This window comes from Paracoccus gahaiensis (genome assembly GCF_005048225.1).
GTDB lineage: Bacteria > Pseudomonadota > Alphaproteobacteria > Rhodobacterales > Rhodobacteraceae > Paracoccus > Paracoccus gahaiensis.
In genome coordinates this window covers 128,237-144,689 of the sequence record NZ_SUNI01000003.1, presented here as the reverse complement: position 1 = coordinate 144,689, position 16,453 = coordinate 128,237, and the positions used below count along the sequence as shown (strand labels likewise).

At 68.2% G+C, this 16,453-nt stretch carries 19 protein-coding genes; 8 read left to right on the top strand and 11 right to left on the bottom strand.

The window, feature by feature from the left end; genetic code table 11:
* Window positions 1–3 precede the first annotated feature (3 nt).
* A complete protein-coding gene (gene gmk / locus FA743_RS05410; RefSeq protein WP_136884857.1) occupies window positions 4–642 on the bottom strand; it encodes a guanylate kinase in 639 nt (212 codons plus the stop codon).
* 225 nt (window positions 643–867) lie between these two features.
* Between gmk and FA743_RS05405 the strand changes: the two genes are divergently transcribed.
* Complete coding sequence (locus FA743_RS05405; RefSeq protein WP_211242196.1) at window positions 868–1,638, top strand: PAS domain-containing protein; 771 nt, start codon at window positions 868–870, stop codon at window positions 1,636–1,638.
* A 10-nt stretch (window positions 1,639–1,648) separates the two neighbouring features.
* Here the strand turns inward: FA743_RS05405 and FA743_RS05400 are convergent, their stop codons facing one another.
* The 9 genes from FA743_RS05400 to FA743_RS05360 all read right to left on the bottom strand — a co-directional run bounded on the left by FA743_RS05400 (window position 1,649) and on the right by FA743_RS05360 (window position 9,758).
* Window positions 1,649–2,632, bottom strand: coding sequence for a GNAT family N-acetyltransferase (locus FA743_RS05400; protein WP_136884855.1), 984 nt, complete (start codon window positions 2,630–2,632; stop codon window positions 1,649–1,651).
* Between the two features lie 4 nt (window positions 2,633–2,636).
* Complete coding sequence (rnd, locus tag FA743_RS05395) at window positions 2,637–3,806, bottom strand: ribonuclease D (protein ID WP_136885019.1); 1,170 nt, start codon at window positions 3,804–3,806, stop codon at window positions 2,637–2,639.
* Window positions 3,807–3,895: 89 nt separating this feature from the next.
* Window positions 3,896–4,354, bottom strand: coding sequence for a monovalent cation/H(+) antiporter subunit G (gene mnhG / locus FA743_RS05390; protein WP_136884854.1), 459 nt, complete (start codon window positions 4,352–4,354; stop codon window positions 3,896–3,898).
* Window positions 4,351–4,641, bottom strand: coding sequence for a monovalent cation/H+ antiporter complex subunit F (locus tag FA743_RS05385; RefSeq protein ID WP_136884853.1), 291 nt, complete (start codon window positions 4,639–4,641; stop codon window positions 4,351–4,353). The genes mnhG and FA743_RS05385 overlap by 4 nt, the downstream gene beginning before the upstream one ends.
* Window positions 4,642–4,645: 4 nt before the next feature.
* A complete protein-coding gene (locus FA743_RS05380; protein ID WP_136884852.1) occupies window positions 4,646–5,122 on the bottom strand; it encodes a Na+/H+ antiporter subunit E in 477 nt (158 codons plus the stop codon).
* Entirely contained in the window at window positions 5,119–6,618 is a 1,500-nt protein-coding gene (locus FA743_RS05375; RefSeq protein ID WP_136884851.1) for a Na+/H+ antiporter subunit D, read from the bottom strand. Before FA743_RS05375 ends, FA743_RS05380 begins: the two co-directional genes overlap by 4 nt.
* The gene (locus tag FA743_RS05370; RefSeq protein WP_136884850.1) at window positions 6,615–7,049 is read right to left on the bottom strand and encodes a Na+/H+ antiporter subunit C; all 435 of its coding nucleotides are present in this window, start codon (window positions 7,047–7,049) and stop codon (window positions 6,615–6,617) included. Before FA743_RS05370 ends, FA743_RS05375 begins: the two co-directional genes overlap by 4 nt.
* A gap of 2 nt (window positions 7,050–7,051) precedes the next feature.
* The gene (locus tag FA743_RS05365) at window positions 7,052–7,468 is read right to left on the bottom strand and encodes an MnhB domain-containing protein (protein ID WP_135817264.1); all 417 of its coding nucleotides are present in this window, start codon (window positions 7,466–7,468) and stop codon (window positions 7,052–7,054) included.
* Between the two features lies 1 nt (window position 7,469).
* Entirely contained in the window at window positions 7,470–9,758 is a 2,289-nt protein-coding gene (locus tag FA743_RS05360; RefSeq protein WP_136884849.1) for a putative monovalent cation/H+ antiporter subunit A, read from the bottom strand.
* A gap of 414 nt (window positions 9,759–10,172) precedes the next feature.
* On the opposite strand from FA743_RS05360, the gene FA743_RS05355 reads away from it, so the two are divergent.
* Both FA743_RS05355 and FA743_RS05350 read left to right on the top strand, forming a co-directional pair.
* On the top strand, window positions 10,173–10,715 hold the full coding sequence (locus FA743_RS05355) for a biotin transporter BioY (protein ID WP_136884848.1): 543 nt from the start codon (window positions 10,173–10,175) through the stop codon (window positions 10,713–10,715).
* A gap of 54 nt (window positions 10,716–10,769) precedes the next feature.
* Entirely contained in the window at window positions 10,770–11,210 is a 441-nt protein-coding gene (locus FA743_RS05350) for a PaaI family thioesterase (RefSeq protein WP_246054843.1), read from the top strand.
* A 24-nt stretch (window positions 11,211–11,234) separates the two neighbouring features.
* On the opposite strand, the gene FA743_RS05345 is transcribed toward FA743_RS05350, so the two are convergent.
* A complete protein-coding gene (locus tag FA743_RS05345) occupies window positions 11,235–11,756 on the bottom strand; it encodes a MarR family winged helix-turn-helix transcriptional regulator (RefSeq protein ID WP_136884847.1) in 522 nt (173 codons plus the stop codon).
* Between the two features lie 216 nt (window positions 11,757–11,972).
* Here FA743_RS05345 and ectA point away from each other — a divergent pair, with 216 nt between their 5' ends.
* The 5 genes from ectA (at window position 11,973) to FA743_RS05320 (ending at window position 16,424) form a co-directional block, all read left to right on the top strand.
* A complete protein-coding gene (gene ectA / locus FA743_RS05340) occupies window positions 11,973–12,509 on the top strand; it encodes a diaminobutyrate acetyltransferase (RefSeq protein ID WP_136884846.1) in 537 nt (178 codons plus the stop codon).
* A gap of 59 nt (window positions 12,510–12,568) precedes the next feature.
* Window positions 12,569–13,861: a diaminobutyrate--2-oxoglutarate transaminase gene (gene ectB, locus FA743_RS05335; RefSeq protein WP_136884845.1), complete on the top strand. Its 1,293-nt coding sequence runs from the start codon at window positions 12,569–12,571 to the stop codon at window positions 13,859–13,861.
* A gap of 5 nt (window positions 13,862–13,866) precedes the next feature.
* Window positions 13,867–14,256, top strand: a complete 390-nt coding sequence (locus tag FA743_RS05330) for an ectoine synthase (protein WP_136884844.1) — start codon at window positions 13,867–13,869, stop codon at window positions 14,254–14,256.
* Between the two features lie 2 nt (window positions 14,257–14,258).
* Window positions 14,259–15,686 carry an aspartate kinase gene (locus FA743_RS05325; protein WP_136884843.1) on the top strand — a complete coding sequence of 476 codons (1,428 nt, stop codon included), beginning with the start codon at window positions 14,259–14,261 and terminating at the stop codon, window positions 15,684–15,686.
* Between the two features lie 144 nt (window positions 15,687–15,830).
* On the top strand, window positions 15,831–16,424 hold the full coding sequence (locus FA743_RS05320; RefSeq protein ID WP_136884842.1) for a biliverdin-producing heme oxygenase: 594 nt from the start codon (window positions 15,831–15,833) through the stop codon (window positions 16,422–16,424).
* Window positions 16,425–16,453: the final 29 nt, after the last annotated feature.

Below are 16,453 nucleotides of genomic sequence, written 5' to 3'. Positions count from 1 at the left end.
CGCTCATGGCGCGTCCTCCTCGGCCATCAGCGCCTTCACGAAGGCGCCCAGGCCCGCCTGCCGGTCGCGGCGCAGCCGCTCGGCGGTCAGGATGGCACGCAGCCGCGCCTCGGTCTGGTCCAGATCGTCATTGACCAGCACGTAATCGTATTCGGCCCAATGGCTGATCTCGGACCGGCTCTTCAGCATCCGCCCCGCGATCACCGGCTCGCTGTCCTGGCCCCGCATGCGCAGCCGCCGCTCCAGTTCCGGCAGCGAGGGCGGCAGCACGAAGATCGACACCACATGCCCGCCGAGCGCCGAGGCGCGGATCTGCTGGCCGCCCTGCCAGTCCACGTCGAACAGCGTGTCGCGCCCGTCGCGCATGGCCCGTTCCACCGGGCCGCGCGGGCTGCCGTAGAGATTGCCGAAGACCTCGGCATGTTCCAGCATCTGATCCTCGGCGACCATCTGCAGAAATCCCTCATGCGAGGTGAACTGGTAATCGACGCCATCGACCTCGCCGGGGCGCGGCGCCCGCGTCGTGGCAGAGACGGAAAAGCGCAGGCTGTCGTCCCACTCCATCAGCCGCCGGGCCAATGTCGATTTGCCCGCGCCCGACGGCGAGGACAGGATGACCATCAGGCCGGTCCGGTCGATCATGGTTGCGTCTCCCCCTGCCGCATGTCGCTGGCCCGTGGGATGCCCCGGCACGCCGCAGCGGTCAAGACCCGGGCGGGTCGCGCGGCATCTTAACCATTCGTTCATGAAATGACTCGGCGCGGGGATCCGTTTCGCCTAAAGTTGCTGTGCGGACATGGGCCTAGGCCGATCATGCCGGAACCAGAAGAGGTGCCCTTGTCGGACCTGAAGGACGGACCAGAAACCATGCCGGAACCGTCACCGGGTGCCGGACCGGGACGCGTCCTGCAATTGCAGGATTACGAGACCCTGCGCCCCGAGCGCATGCTGCGCGAGATGCGCGACTACTGGAACAGCATCCGGCAGGGGCGCGCCGTGCCCGCCCGCGCCGATGTGGACCCCCGCGCCATCGCCCGGATCCTGGATCATGCCTTCATCCTGGAACGGATCGCGCCGGGGGCGGGGCGCCTGCGTCTGGCCGGGCGCCACCTGATCGACCTGATGGGGATGGAGGTGCGCGGGATGCCCGTCTGCGCGCTGATCCAGACCAGTTCGCGCGGGCGGTTCTCGGATGTGCTAGAAAGCGTGTTCAAGGCCCCGCAGATCGCGCAGCTCTCCCTGCAGGCCGGCGCCAGCTATGCCCGCCCGCAGCTCTTCGCGCAGATGCTGCTGCTGCCGCTGCGGTCGGATCTGGGGGACGTGACGCGGGCCCTGGGCTGTCTGGTAGCCGAGGGCGAGCAGGGCGTCGCGCCGCGCCGCTTCGATCTGGTGGGCGACACGGTGATGCCGATCATCGAGGGGGGGCAGACGCTGGCCCCCTCGCCCTCGACCATCGGCTTTGCCGAAGAGGCGCCGGAATTCGTGCTGCGCTCGCCCGGCCCACAGCGCCGGCCCGCGCCGCCGCCCGGGGACCGCGCGCAGGGCCAGACGCCCCAGCCCCCCACGGGGACCACCCCGGAGGCGCGGCGGGCGAGCTTTCGCGTGGTTTCCGATCCCGGACCATCCGAGGACCCCTGACGCGGCGGGATCAGGGCAGCAGCCCCGGGCGCCAGCGGTACAGCGCCGCCTCGGCCTGCGCCTCGCGACCAAGCGTGTAGAGGGCGACATCCTCGGCCCGGCGAAAGCCCAGGTTCTTCAGGATCTTGCGCGACGCGGGATTGTCCAGGAAGACATCGGCCACGATCTCGGGCGGGGCAAAGCGCGCGACCAGCTCGTGAAAGACCGCCGCCACCATTTCCTGCCCGAAGCCCTGCCCCGCCAGCTGCGGGTCGAGGAAATAATGCAGGCGCGGCGGCGATCCGGCGCCCAGGCCCACCGCCCCGATCACCCGGCCCTCGTGGCGCACGGCCAAGCGCAGCGGCGGCAGCAAGCCGCCGTTCTCCAGAAGCGCCGCGACCTCGTCCAGCCGCATGTCGGGACGCACCCGCAGCATCATGCGGGCGACCTGCGGCTGCGTGACGATGGCGTGCAAAGCGGGCAGATCCGCCGGGGTGATCGCGGTGATGGCCAGACGGGGCGTGGTCAGCGCGATCGCATGGCGGGCCTCGAAACCGGCGCGGTCCAGATGCAGGACCGTCGCCTCCACCGGCCCGTCCAGCGGGCGCGACCGGATCGTCGTCTGGCCCTGCGGCACGAAGCCCAGTCCCTCCAGCAGCCGGGCCGAGCGGTCATTGCCCAGCAGCACATGCGACTGGATCCCCTCGGCGCCCGACAGGAACAGCCGCGACAGGGCCAGCACCCCGGCGCGGCGCCCGATGCCCTGCCCCTGCAGGTCCGGCGCGATCCACAGCCCGAAGGCGCGCCCCGCCAGAACCGTCCCGGCCAGCCGGTCGCCCAAGCGGATCGCATATTCGTCCAGCGAGGCCTGCGCGATGAACTCCTGCGCATCCGCCAGCCCATAGGGCCAGGGCGGCGTCGACAGCCAGCGCATCGTCTCCCAATCCGACAGCGCCGCCGCGATCGCCTCGGCATCCTCGGGCCAGGGACGCGACAGGACGATCGGCGGGGGCATCGGCCTAGCGGGCCGGAACGACCTTGACCGCGCCGTTCTGGGCGGACAAGGCGATCTCTCCGCCCGCAAGGCGCAGGGCGTCCTTGCCGAAGACCTCGGCCCGCCATCCCTGCAGCGCCGGCACGTCGCGATGCCCGGTGGCGATGGCGTCCAGTTCCGAGGCCGAAGCGATCAGCTTGGGCGCGACCCCCGCCGCATCGGCCTTGGCCTTCAGCAGCACCCGCAGCAGGTCGGACAGGGCGGCATTTCCGGGACGGCCGGGCTCGTCGGCCTTGACCTGCGGCAGGTCCTTGGCCTCCAGCCCCGCCCTGACGGCGGCGAGGATGCCATTGGCGATGTCGCCCTTGCGGGCCTCGCGCAGCAGCAGGCGGGACTTGCCCAGATCGGCCTCGGAGGCGGGCTTGGTCGAGGCCAGTTCGATCATCGCATCGTCCTTGTAGACGCGCGAGCGGGGGATGTCGCGGTCCTGCGCATAGGATTCGCGGAACCGCGCCAGTTCCCGCAGGATCGCCAGGAAGCGCGGCGAATTGGTGCGGGTGCGCACCTTCTGCCAGGCCTCCTCGGGGCGGGTGATATAGGTCTCGGGGTCTTCCAGCACGGCGATCTCTTCGGCCAGCCAGGCCTCGCGCCCGGTCTTGACCAGCTCGGCCGACAGGAACTCGTAGATCACCCGCAGATGCGTCACGTCGGCCAGCGCATAGGCCGATTGCGCCTCGGACAGGGGCCGGCGCGACCAGTCGGTGAAGCGCGAGGACTTGTCCAGATCGGCCTTGGCGATCTTGCGCACCAGCGTCTCGTAGCCGACCTGCTCGCCAAAGCCGCAGACCATCGCGGCGACCTGCGTGTCGAACAGCGGCGTGGGGAACAGCTGCGCGTCGTGAAAGAAGATCTCAAGGTCCTGGCGGGCGGCGTGGAACACCTTGACCGTGCCGGTATGGCGGAAGAGGTCATAGAGCGGTTCCAGCGACAGCCCCTCGGCCAGCGGATCGACCAGGACGGCCTCGCCCCCCGGGGTCTTGCTTGTCGAGGCGGGCGGGATCGCCAGCTGGATCAGGCACAGCTTGGACCAATAGGTCCGCTCGCGCAGAAATTCCGTGTCGACGGTGACATAGGGGGCGGTTTTGGCGAGCTCGCAAAAGCGGGCGAGGTCTTCGGTGCGCGTGATCGCGGGGATGTCCTGGGGCATTCAGCTCTTTCAGATCCGGCAGTTCGTCCGCCAACCCGGCAGATTTACGCCCAAGCGCGCGGTTTGGAAAGCCCCGTTCACGGGGCCTTTCGCGGTGCTCCACCGGTGGCCGGGGTGCCGGCTTCGGCCTCGGGCCGGGCTTCGGGTTCGACATGGGCGGTGGCCGGTCCGGTCGCATCCTCGGGATGGCGTTCGGCGGGGCGCTTGCGCAGGGCCTCGGTCACGCCGTCTTCGCACGCGGTGTCGTCGATCATCGGCACGCCGCTGCGAAAGGCCGCGCGCCCGATCAGATGGGCCGCGACCGGGGCGGTCAGGATCAGGAACAGGATCGCGGCCACGGCCCGCGCGATCACGGTGCTTTCCGCAAAGGCGATGGCCACCGCCACCAGGATCAGGCCGGAGCCGAGCGTGCCCGCCTTGGTCGAGGCATGCATCCGCAGCAGCAGGTCGGGCAGCCGCAGCACGCCCATCCCGGCGGCAAAGCAGAAGATGCCCCCGGCGACCACGAACAGCGAAACGATCAGTTCGGTGATCATGCCAGCTCCTCCGCGCTCAGCAGGATGCGCCGTTCCAGATAGCGCGCAAGGCAGACGGTGGCCAGAAAGCCCACCAGCGCCAGCACTACGGCCACGTCCAGGAAGGCCGCGCTGCGGGCCTGCAGCGCCGCAAGGCCGCCGAAGGCCACCAGCTGCACCGTCATCATGTCCAGGGCCACGATCCGGTCGGCCAGCGTCGGCCCGATCACCAGACGGATGGTCGCCAGGGTCACCCCCAGGATCACCAGCACAAAGCCCAAGAGGACTGCATAATCGAGAACTGTCATCGCGTTACTCCGTCGCCTCGCGCACCCAGACCTCGAACCGGTCGCGGATCTGCGCCCGGATCGCGTCGGGATCGTCCGCGAACATCGCGTGGATGTAGATGGTCTTGCGGTCCTCGGACACGTCCAGGCTGAGCGTGCCCGGGGTGAGCGAGATGAAATTGGCCAGAAGGGTGATCTGCGTGTCCGTGGTCACGGTGATCGGCACGGCGATCAGCGCGGGCTCGGAGCGCTGGCCGGGGGTCAGCACCTCCTTGACCACGGGGATCGAGCTGACCACCAGCTCATAGATGAACATGACGATCAGCCGGATCCAGTAGTAGAGCCGCAGGAAATAGGTGCCGGTCTGCGGGAACAGCGGGCGGACCAGCCACATGGCGGCCATGCCGACCAGGAAGCCGGTGATCAGCCCGCCAAGCGTCAGCCCCCCGGTCAGCGCGACCCAGGCAAATGCCAGCACCAGATTGACGGCAAAGAGGTTCATGGCTGCACCCCCAGAACGGTCGTGACATAGTCGGTCGGATCCAGCAGCTGCCCCGCGGCGCGTTCGGCGAACTGCACGAAGGGCTCGGGGAAGAGGCCGATGATGCAGGTCAGCGCGGCCAGCGCGACGATCGGCAGCATCAGCGCCACCCGGTCACCCACCGGCAGGTCCGACAGGCGCGGCTTGATCCCGTCCGGATGTGCCGGCCAGAAGGCCGCGCCCCAGATCTTGGTCATCGAGAAGATGGTCAGCAGGCCTACGGCCAGCGACACGCCCGCGACGAACCACATCTCGAGGTCCAGCGCGGCCTTGACGACCACATACTTGGCCCAGAAGCCTGACAGCGGCGGAAAGCCCGCCAGCGAGAAGGCCGGGATCAGGAACAGGAAGGCCAGAAGCGGCGCATGGGCGTAAAGCCCGCCGATCCGCGCCAGATCGGTCGATCCGGCGATGCGCTTGGCGACGCCCGCGACGAAGAACAGGTTGGCCTTCACGATGATGTGGTGGACCAGATAGAAGACCGCGCCCATCAGGCCCAGGGGCGTGTACAGCGCCAGCCCCAGCACCATGTAGCCGATCTGGCTGATGATGTGGAAGGACAGGATGCGGCGGAAGTCGTTCATCGCCGCCGCCCCCAGGACGCCGGTGACCATGGTCACGACCGCCAGCCACAACAGCAGCGTATGGGTGAAGCCCACGTCCTGGTCGAAGACCAGCGTGAACATGCGGATCAGCGCGTAGACGCCCACCTTGGTCAGCAGGCCCGCGAAGATAGCGGACACCGCGACCGGCGGTGTGTGGTACGAGGCCGGCAGCCAGAAGAACAGCGGGAAGAGCGCCGCCTTGACCCCGAAGGCCACCATGAACATCACCGCGATGGTCGTCAGCAGGCCGGTGTTTTCCACCCCGCGCACGGCCAGGTGCAGGTCGGCCATGTTCAGCGTGCCGGTCAGGCCGTAAAGCAGGCCGATGCCGGACAGGAACATGATGGTCGAGATCAGGTTCAGCAGCACGTATTTGATGCCGCCATCAAGCTGCTCGCGTGTTCCGCCCAGCACCAGCAGGCCGAAGCTGGAGATCAGCATGACCTCGAACCAGACATAGAGGTTGAACAGGTCGCCCGTCAGGAAGGCCCCGCAGACGCCCATCAGCAGGGTCTGCAGCAGGGCGTGGAAGCCAAGGCGCTCCAGCCGCTCGGGGATCTCGGACAGCGAATAGATGACGGTGGCAAGGCCGGTGATCGCGGTGATGACCACCATGACGCCGCCCAGCAGGTCGGCGGCCAGGGTGATGCCGAAGGGCGCGTCCCAGTTCGACATCTGCGCGGCCAGCACGCCCTGGTCCAGCACCTCGGACATCAGCATCAGGCTGGCCAGCAGCAGCGCCGTGGTGCCCGCGACCGAGATCCAGCGCCCGGCGACCGTGTTGCGGAACAGATAGCACAGCACCGCCGTCATCACCGGAATGAGGATCGGATAGACCAGAAGCCAGCTCATAGTCCGGCCTCCTGCCCGGTGGCGGGGTGCTGCGGATCGGCCCGACCCGGACCCGGCTTGCCGGTGCCCGGATCCTTGTCGTCCATCGGTTCGGCGATCCGCATCTCGTCGCTGTTGACGGTGCCCAAGGTCATGAAGGTCCGGTAGACCAGCGCCAGCGTGAAGGCCAGAAGGCCGAAGCCGATGACGATGGCGGTCAGCACCAGCGCCTGCGGCAGGGCATTGGCGACGACGCCCGTGGGCGCGTATTCGCCAGGCGCGATCAGTGGCGGGGCGCCAGCGGTCAGGCGGCCGCCCGCGAAGATCAGCAGGTTGACCGCGTTCGACAGCAGGACCAGCCCGAACAGGAAGCGCAGCACGTTGCGGTCCAGCATCAGATAGACCGAGGTGGACACCAGGATGCCCAAGGTGATGGCAAGCAGCAGTTCCACGCTCAGATCTCCTGTTCCAGGGCAAAGACCAGGGTCAGGATTCCGCCGAAGACGGCCATGTACACTCCGATGTCGAACACGAGGACGGTGGACAGGGGCACATAGCTGTCGCCGTCCTGGAACAGGAACAGCCATTGCCCGGTGAAGAACGGCTCTCCGGCGAAGCCCGCGCCCATGCCGCCCAGGGCCGCGACCCCCACCCCCAGCATCGCCAGGTTCGACGGGTCCATGCGCAGCGCGGCCCGCGCCTCGGAAACCGAGGTGGCGATGGTGTAGAGGATGAAGGCCGTGGCCCCGATCAGCCCGCCGATGAAGCCGCCGCCGGGCAGGTTGTGCCCGCGCAACAGCGCATAGACCGAGAACATCAGCAGCAGGGCCGCCATCAGGCGTGTCGTCGTGGTCAGGATCAGCGACTGCATCTCAGCTCTCCTCCTCGTGCTTGCGGCGGGGGGGTGCCCCGCGCAGCAGGGCAAAGGCCGCGATGGCGGCGATGGCGACCACGGTGATCTCTCCGAACGTGTCCAGCGCGCGGAAATCGACCAGGATCACGTTGACGATGTTGCGCCCGAAGGCCTCGGGATACGAGGTCGCCTCGAAATAGGTGGTCAGGCGGCGGTCGAAATCGGATGCCAGGACCGAGATCGTCAGGAAAGTCGTGACCAGGCCCATGCCCCCCGCGATGACGGCATGGCCGGTGCGGAACACCATCTTGGACCGGCGCGGCAGGTAGGGCAGCCGCAGCATCGCCAGGCTGACCAGCACGACGACCAGCACCTCGACCAGAAGCTGGGTGATGGCCACGTCGGGGGCGCTGAACATGATGAAGATCAGCGCGACGCCGATGCCCACCACGCCCATGGCCGCCACCGCCGTCATGCGGCTGTGGGTCCAGACGGTCAGGATCGCGCCGGTGGCGATCAGGCCCAGGACGGCCCATTGCACCGGGTGCACACCGTCCGTGGACAGGCTGAGCCCGGCCTGGAAGGCGCCCTTGAGGATGTAGGTGCCGCCGACCAGCACCACGAAGGTGGCGAAGGTCACCGCCATGTAGCGCTGCAGGCTGCCGGTCTGGATCAGCCCGGTCAGCCAGGCGGCGAAGGCCTTGAACCCGTCCAGCAGGCGGTCCCAGCCCGCGTCGAAATCGACCCGGCTGCGCGCCTCGATGGCGGCCAGGCGGGCGCGGATCGCCTCGTGCCGGCGATAGACCAGCCAGCCCGCCAGGAAGGTCAGCAGCGACAGGATCAGCGCCATGTTGATGCCGCCCCACAGGTACAGTTCCACGGGGCGCACCTCGCCGAAGACCGCATGGGTGGCGGGGCCGACCAGGTAATGCCCCAGCACGCCCGGCACCAGGCCGAAGATCAGCGACAGCGCGCCCAGGACCAGCGGCCCGGCCAGCATCGGCCAGGGCCCCTCATGCGGCGCATGCGGCGTCGGGCGCAGGTCGCCGCGGAAGGGCTTCAGCGCGACGATGCCGCCCACCGCGAACATCAGGACCGAGGCTGCGAAGGCCATCATGGTCACCCAGAAGGCGCCGAAGCCCTCCAGCCCCAGACCGGCCTTGTACATGAATTCCTTGCCGATGAAGCCGACCATGGGCGGGATGCCCGCCATGCTGATCGCGGCCAGCGCGGCGGCCAGCCCGGTCAGCGGCATGGCCTTGGACAGGCCCCCCAAGACGCCCGCCTCGCGGGTGCCGGTGGCATGGTCGACGATGCCGATCATCAGGAACAGCGCCGCCTTGTAGAGCGAATGGACCACCAGGAAGGTCATCGCGGCCATGATCGCGTAATGCGTGCCCGCGCCGATGAACATGGTCAGCGTGCCAAGCGCCATCAGCGTGGTATAGGCCAAGACCTGCTTGATGTCGGTCTGGCGCATCGCCATGACCGAGGCGAAGACCGCCGTCACGCCGCCGAACAGCGTCAGGATCCAGAACCAGGCATCCGTGCCGCCAAGCGTCGGGTTCATCCGCGCCATCAGGAACACGCCCGCCTTCACCATCGTGGCGCTGTGCAGATAGGCCGAGACCGGCGTCGGCGCGGCCATCGCGTTGGGCAGCCAGAAATGGAACGGCACCTGGGCCGATTTCGTGAAGGTGCCCGCCAGGACCAGCAGCAGGATCGCCATGTACCAGGGATGGGCGCGGATCTCGTCGCCCATGGTCAGGATCTGCGACAGCTGGAAGGTGCCCGCGACATTGCCCAGGATGATCATGCCGCCCAGCATCGCCAGACCGCCCGTCCCCGTCACCAGCAGCGCCTGCAGCGCCGAGCGGCGCGACTTGGCGCTGTCGGCGTTGAAGCCGATCAGCAGGTAGGACGAGATCGTCGTGACCTCCCAGAAGACGAACAGCATGATCAGGTCGTCCGACAGGACCAGGCCCAGCATGCCGACCATGAACATCAGCAGATAGCAGACGAAGCGCGGGTAATCGGGGTGATCGCCCAGGTAGCGCGCCGAATACAGCGTCACCGCCAGGCCGATCCCGGTGATCAGCAGCGCGAAGGTCATGCTCAGCCCGTCCAGCAGCACCGCCAGCCGGATGCCGAGCGAGGGCACCCAATCGATGCCGCCCAGCACGGGAGCCAGCGCTACCTGCGGCATCAGCCCGAGGAAGTACAGGAACAGGATGGCGGGAAAGGCGATGGACACCCAGCCCGCCGGCCCGCCCATTGCGCGATCCACTTTTGGATAGTCGTCAGCCATGTCTCGAACCCTTGTCGCGGCATGCAGTTGGCGACGGGTCTTAGCACCCTTCCTTTCCGGAAGACAGACGGCACGCCACCCGAAATGCGGTCGCGCGATCGAAAAGACAGGCCTCCCCCGGGTCCCGATGTCTCGCGCCCGCGCCCGCGGTGTAAAGAAGTCGGCAGGGGCGGCGTTGCCGGTCGAGGGGCGCCGGTCAAGCCCGCCGCGGCGGCCCAGTTGCGACGACTTGACGCAGGTTCGCGGGGCTGAATTCGTCAACGTGCGGATGCACTTGGCGGGCTTTGGCGGCGCATCGGGCTGCTTTGCCATCTGGCCCCTTGTCTAAGGACCCCGCTTGCGTGTTCCATGACCCCCGATCCCGGCGGCAGGTCCGCCTTCGATTCGCCACATTCCACCGAAAGGGAACCTCCCATGCTGCTTGCCCAGGACCGCATCGCCGGACAGAGCCTTGCCGCCAAGACCGGCCTGACGCTGGCCGCCGCCGCGCTGATCGCGCTTGGCGCCAAGATCCAGCTGCCCTTCTGGCCGGTCCCGATGACGCTGCAGACTCTGGCCGTGCTGGTCATCGCGGCGGGCCTGGGGCCGCGCCTCGGGCTGGCGGCGATGGGCGCCTACATGGCGGCCGGGCTGGCCGGGCTGCCGGTCTTTGCCGGATCGCCCGAGCGTGGGCTGGGCCTGGCCTATCTGGCGGGGCCGACCACGGGCTTCCTGATCGGCATGGCGCTGGCCATGGCGGTCACCGGCGTGCTGGCGCAGGGGCGCGGCCTGGGGATGCGGGCGCTGGCGATGATCGCGGGCACCGTGGCCATCTATGTGCCGGGCCTGATCTGGCTGTCGGCCTTCGTGCCCGCCGACCAGCTGCTGGCCGTGGGCGTGGCGCCGTTCATCTTGGGCGACATGGTCAAGGTCGTGATCGGCGTGCTGGCGCTGCAGCTGGTTAGCGCGCGCCGCTGACCCCGACGCCTCGGCCCGGGACCTCTCCCGGGCCCCCTGCCCCAAGGGCCGTGCATGACCCCCGACCTCTCTCCCCAGACCCGCGCCCGGATCGAGGCCAGCTTCGGCGCCCAGGGCCTGATGCGCCATCTGGGCGCCACCATCGCCGCGATCCGCCCCGGAGAGGTCGTGCTGCACCTGCCCTATCGCGCCGAACTGACCCAGCAGCTGGGCTATTTCCACGCCGGCGGCACCTCGGCCTTGGCCGATACCGCCGGGGGATATGCGGCCCTGACCCTTTTCCCCGAGGGCCATGACGTGCTGACGACCGAGTTCAAGCTGAACCTGCTGAACCCCGCGCGGGGCGCATGGCTGGAGGCGGTGGGCCGCGTCGTCAAGCCGGGGCGCACGCTGACCGTCTGCCAGCTGGACGTGCATGCCGTCGAGGGCGAGACCCGCATCCATGTCGCCACCGGGCTGCAGACGCTGATCTGCATCGCCGGGCGCCCTTCCTGAACCGGGTGCCGTCCCGACGGCCGATCAGGGCCGGGGAAAGCCGATCTCGCCCAGGGTGAGGACCGGCGAGGCGTCGATGCCTTGCGCGTTCAGCATCGCCGCGACACGCTCCAGCGAGGCGACCAGCATCGCCTGCTCCCAATCCTTCAGGGCATGAAAGCCCCTCACGAAATGCTGCTGCAGCGCGTCGGGCGCCTCGGCCAGCGCCGTCGCGCCGCTGTCGGTCAGGATGACATGCAGCTGGCGCCGGTCGGTGCTGGAGCGCTGGCGCTGCGTCAGGCCCAGCTTGTCCAGCTGATCGACCAGCGCCGTCACGGTCGCCTGGCTGACGCCCATCTGCGCGGCCAGCAGCGTCGGCGTGGCGGTGCGGTCGTCGCGGGCGGCCAGGATCTGCAGCACCCGCAGCTTGGCCGGGGTCAGGCCCACGGCCTGGGCCAGATCGCGCTCGTATTGCTCGGTCGCGCGCAGGATGCGGCGCAGCGCGATCAGCGCCGCGTCGGAACGGGGCACGGCGGAATCGCGGGTGATGGCGGCCTCTTGGGTCATGGATGCTGTATGCCATTGGCGGCGGGGTCCGGGCAATGGGACGAATCATCTTTCGTCGGACGAAGGGTGATGGTCACGCCGCCGTGTGGCGCGGGTGAAAATTACCTTACATATAATGGCAGTTAGCTGAAATCGGGCCAAAGACGGGCAGAAAGGTTGAAACCAAAGCCCCGGTCGGTTAGTTAGAGGCCCGAAGCAATTGAGGATCATCGACCCATGCCCAAGGATATGCAGGACATCGAACGTCCCCGCCAGCTGACACTGCGCAAGCCCGACCCGACCGACGGCGCCGCCGTGTGGGAGCTGGTGCGCGACTGCAAGCCGCTGGACGAGAACTCGATGTACTGCAATCTGGTGCAGGCCGAGCATTTCCGCGACACCTGCGTGGTCGCGGATCTGGACGGCGATGTCGTGGGCTGGATCTCGGGTCACATGATCCCCAACGAGGATGCGCTGTTCGTCTGGCAGGTCGCGGTCAGCCCCCGGGCGCGCGGTCTGGGGCTGGGCCGCAAGATGCTGACCCATCTGGTCGAGCGTGACGAATGCGCCGAGGCCACCCGGCTGAACACCACCATCACGCGCGACAACGAGGCCTCTTGGGCGCTGTTCGGCAGCTTGGCGCGCGCCTTGGGTGGCGAGCTGAGCGACGATCCTCATTTCACCCGCCACGAGCATTTCGACGGGCGCCACGCGACCGAGCATATGGTGACGATCACCCTGCCCCGGCCCGCCCGTCAGGCCCGCGCCGCCTGAACCCTCGCGGCGCATTCCCCATTCTGCTGAAAAACGCACATCGTGCGAAAGGACTTCTCATGGCCAAGGATATGGCAACACCCGACACCGATACCGGCATCTTCACCCGTCGCGAAAGCGAGGCGCGGTCCTATTGCCGGGGCATTCCCACCCTCTTCGCCTCGGCCAGCGGCTCGGTGATGCGGGGCGCGGACGGGTCCGAGCATATCGATTTCCTGGCCGGCTGTTCGTCGCTGAACTATGGCCATAACGATCCCGACATGAAGGCGGCGCTGATCGACCATATCTCGGGCGACGGCATCGCCCATGGTCTGGATCTGCACACCACGACCAAGGCGGCCTTCCTGCAGGCGTTCGAGACGCATATCCTGGCGCCCCGCGGCATGGATCACCGGGTGATGTTCACCGGCCCGACCGGCGCCAATGCCGTCGAGGCCGCGATGAAGATCGCCCGCAAGGTGACCGGTCGCACGAACATCGTGGCCTTCACCAACGGCTTCCATGGCGTGACCATGGGCGCGCTGGCCGCGACCGGTAACGGTTACCATCGCGGCGGCGCGGGGATGGAGACGCAGGGCGTCACCCGCGTGCCCTTCGACGATTACGCCAAGGGCTTGGACAGTGCCGCGCTGCTGGACCAGATGCTGTCGGACAATTCGGGCGGCATCGACGCCCCCGCCGCCATCATGATGGAGACGGTGCAGGGCGAGGGCGGGCTGAACGCCGCCTCGGCCGAATTTGTGAAGGCCGTGGCCGAGATCGCCAAGCGCCATGGCGCGCTGCTGATCCTGGACGACATCCAGGCGGGTTGCGGGCGGACCGGCAAGTTCTTCTCCTTCGAGGAGATGGGCGTGATGCCGGATCTGGTGCCGATGGCCAAGTCGGTCTCGGGCTTCGGCCTGCCGCTGGCGATGGTCCTGGTGCGGCCCGAGCATGACGTCTTCGGCCCCGCCGAGCATAACGGCACCTTCCGCGGCAACACTCATGCCTTCGTGACCGCCCGCGTGGCGATCGAGAAGTTCTGGTCCGACGGCGCCTTCGAAGCCGAGCTGGCCGAAAAGGCCGCGCTGATCGAGACGCGCCTGACGGAACTGGCCGACATGATCCCCGGCGCCTATCTGAAGGGTCGCGGGCTGATGCGCGGCGTCGATGTGGGCGGCGGCGAGTTGGCAGGCGCCATCTGCAAGCGCGCCTTCCAGGGCGGGCTGATCATCGAGACCTCGGGCAACGAGGATCAGGTGGTCAAGGTGCTGGCCCCCCTGACCACGCCCACCGATCTGCTGTCGCGCGGCTTCGACATCCTTCTGGATGCCGCCCGCGACGTGATCGCCCAAGACATTGCTGCGGAGTAAGACACATGATCGTTCGTGATTTCAACACACTGAAAGACACCGACCGTTCGGTGTCAGACGCCAAGTGGAACTCGGTCCGCATGCTGTTGGCTGATGACGGGATGGGCTTTTCCTTCCACATCACCACGCTGGAGGCGGGCTCGGAACACACGTTCCACTACAAGCACCATTTCGAAAGCGTCTATTGCATGTCCGGCAAGGGATCGATCACCGATCTGGCCACCGGCGAGACGCACCAGATCACGCCCGGCGTGATGTATGCGCTGAACCTCAACGATCACCACACGCTGCGCGCGGACGAGACGCTGGTCATGGCCTGCTGCTTCAACCCGCCGATCACCGGGACCGAGGTCCATCGCGAAGACGGCAGCTATGCGCCTGCCGAGACGGCCTGAGCATGGCAGGACCGACCCATACCGTTGAGAAGATCGGCGGCACCTCGATGTCGCGGGTCCATGAGCTGCGCGACACGCTGCTGATCGGCGACCGCCCGAACCTCTATGGCCGGATCTTCGTCGTCTCGGCCTTCGGCGGCATCACCGACCTGCTGCTGGAGCACAAGAAATCCGGCGAGCCGGGCGTCTATGCGGCCTTCGCCAGCGGCGAGGATGATCACGGCTGGCTGGCCGCGCTGGACCGCGCCAGCGAGGCGATGGGCGCGGCGCATCGCGTGGTGCTGGACCATCCCGGCGATCTGGAGCGCGCCGATGCCTTCGTGCGCGACCGGCTGGTGGGGGCGAAGAACTGCCTGATCGACCTTCAGCGCCTGTGTTCCTATGGCCATTTCCGGCTGTCGGAACACATGCTGCAGACGCGCGAGCTGCTGTCGGGCCTGGGCGAGGCGCATTCGGCCTTCGTCACCACGCTGATGCTGCAGCGCGCCGGGGTCTCGGCCCGCTTCGTCGACCTGTCGGGCTGGCGCGACACCGGAGAGGTCAGCCTGGACGAGCGCATCCTGGGCGCCATGTCCGGGATCGATGCGCAAACCGAGATGCCCATCGTCACCGGCTATGCCCAGTGCCGCGAGGGGCTGATGCGCGAATTCGACCGGGGCTATTCCGAGGTGACCTTCTCGCGTCTGGCTGCGCTGACCGGTGCGCAGGAGGCGATCATCCACAAGGAATTCCACCTGTCCTCGGCCGATCCCAAGCTGGTGGGCGCCGATGCGGTCCGCAAGCTGGGGCGCACGAATTACGACGTGGCCGACCAGCTGTCCAATCTGGGGATGGAGGCCATCCATCCCAAGGCCGCCAAGACCCTGCGCCAGTCGGGCGTGCCGCTGCGCGTGACCAACGCCTTCGAGCCGCATGATCCCGGCACGCTGATCGACGACCAGCCCGCCGAAAGCCCGGCGGTCGAGATCGTCACCGGTCTGGACGTCTTCGCGCTGGAGCTGTTCGAGCAGGACATGGTCGGCGCCAAGGGCTTCGATGCCGCGATCCTCGAGGTGCTGACGCGCCACAAGGTGCGGATCGTCAGCAAGGTCTCGAACGCGAACACGATCACGCATTACGTGGACAGCAGCCTCAAGGTGCTGCGCCGCGTCGAGAAGGACCTGGTCGAGCGCTTCCCGGCGGCCTGCGTGTCCTCGCGGGCGGTGGCCATGGCCTCGGCGGTGGGACGCGATCTGGACGGGCTGGCGGTGCTCAGCCGCGGCCTGAACGCGCTGGCCGATGCCGGGCTGTCGGCGATCGGCGCCACGCAGGGCCCGCGTCAGGTGGATGTGCAGTTCATCGTCGAACGCGACGCGCTGGCCGGCACGATCCGCGCCCTGCATGGCGCGCTGGTCGAGACGCAAAGCCGGGATGTTGCGCAGGCGGCGTGACGGCGGATCATCCGACCGGCTGAAGACCGACCCTCCCCCTGCCCGGGGAGGGTCTTTTTGGACGATGCCCGGGGGCGCCGGCCCTCTGGCCGACCCTGCCTTGCCCTGCTAGAAAACCAGATCGTTCAAACTACCGGTCCCCAGATGCCGCTTCCCGCCCCGCCGCCCCCTGCCGCCCTGCGCGCCGCCCTGCGGCACGGCACCGATGATCTGCACATGCGGCTGGATGCGGGCATCGGTCCGCTGACGACCAAGGCAGAGTATCTGGCCTATCTGCAGGGCAGCTTCGCCTTTCGCGCGGCCATCGAGCCCGCCCTGCACGCGGCTGCCGAGGCGGCGGGCTGGGCGCCGATCCGTCTGGCCCCCACGATCGCCGAGGATCTGGCGACGCTCGGTCTGGCCCGCCCCCGCCCTGTGACCGCCCCCGCGCTGGAGGGCCTCCCGGCCATCGCGGGCGCGCTTTACGTGCTGGAGGGCTCGGCCTTGGGCGGCGTCCTGATCGCCCGGCGGGCAGCGGCCTTGGGCTATGGGCCCGACAGCGGCGCCGCACACCTGCACCGCCAGACCGCCCGGCCGGGCCGGTGGCGGGCCTTCCTCGCCTGGATGGAGGGCCATGACCTCGATCCGCGCCCTTCTGTCGCAGCCGCCCGCACGGTCTTTGGCGTGGCCCTGCTGGCCTATGGGCAGGCGCCCGACCCCGCCGGCCCCCGCTCTAAACCAAAAGCAAATGGCACCTGACCCCGGGTCAGAATACATTTGTTCGATGT